Origin of the sequence: Paratractidigestivibacter sp., assembly GCF_052362415.1 — a bacterium.
In the GTDB taxonomy this organism is placed as follows: domain Bacteria; phylum Actinomycetota; class Coriobacteriia; order Coriobacteriales; family Atopobiaceae; genus Paratractidigestivibacter.
The window spans coordinates 2,771-3,795 of the sequence record NZ_DAWEMK010000135.1; the positions used below are offsets into that span (position 1 = coordinate 2,771).

1 protein-coding gene is annotated in these 1,025 nt (G+C 63.5%); it reads left to right on the plus strand.

From position 1 onward, the window contains the following. Positions 1–1,025 (plus strand): YhgE/Pip family protein (locus tag ACT84W_RS09815; RefSeq protein WP_444329078.1); only part of this gene is annotated, 1,025 nt, incomplete at both ends.

The following is a 1,025-nucleotide window of genomic DNA, read 5'->3' on the forward strand; positions in this document are numbered from 1 at the left end:
GGCTTCGTCCTCGTGGCCATCTATAAGCTCGAGGTCGACCGCGAGGGGATCGGCGACTTCAAGGCCTGGGAGGGCTTCTTTGGCCGCTGGCTGCTGCTCAACCTCATCGGCCAGGTCCAGGCGATCATCTGCTGCGTCGGAGATATCTGCCTGGGCATCCAGTGCACGAGCCCGGCGGCGTTCGTCTTTGCCGGCATGGTCGAGAGCTTCGTGTACGTCTTCCTCATCTACGCGCTCTCCGTCGCCTTCAAGCACATCGGCAAGGCGCTCGGGGTGCTCCTCGTCGTGCTCCAGATCCCCGGTGCCTCGGGCCTCTACCCCATCCAGATGCAGCCGGGCTTCTTCCAGGCGCTGAACCCGTGGCTGCCCTTCACCTACGGCATCAACGCGATGCGCGAGGCCATCGCGGGGTTCTACGGCAACTACTACGCCCAGAACCTGCTGGTGCTCCTCGTCTACCTGATCCCCGCGCTGCTCATCGGCGTGACGGCTCGCAAGCATCTGCTCAACATCAACAGCCTCTTTGATCGCAAGCTCGGCGAGACCGACATGATGATCACCGAGCGCACCGGCATGAAGGGGCACTTCCGCCTGGCCACCATCGTCAAGGCGATCATGGACTCCGACACCTACCGCGAGACCTTCCTCGCCCGCGCGGCCGGCTTCGAGCTAGTCTACCCCGTGCTCGTACGCCGCGGCTTCCTCGCGCTGATCGTCGTTCCGCTCATGCTCCTGGTCCTCATGTTCGTGACCGAGGCCAAGTTCACCATGCTCATGCTCTGGATCATCTCGCTCGTTGTCATCTGCACGTTCCTCATCGTGGTCGAGTACCTCCACGTGCGCGTGGCGCAGAAAACCGACCTCTCGAACATGGGCAAGGACGGCCTCTACGCGATGCTCGACGACGAACTCCGCAACGAGTTCCTCGCGTTCGCGCCCATAGACAAAATGCGGTTGGACAAGGACGTCCGTGCCTCCGAGGACGCGGACGGCACGGGCAACGCCGTTGCCGGCGCCGATGCCGG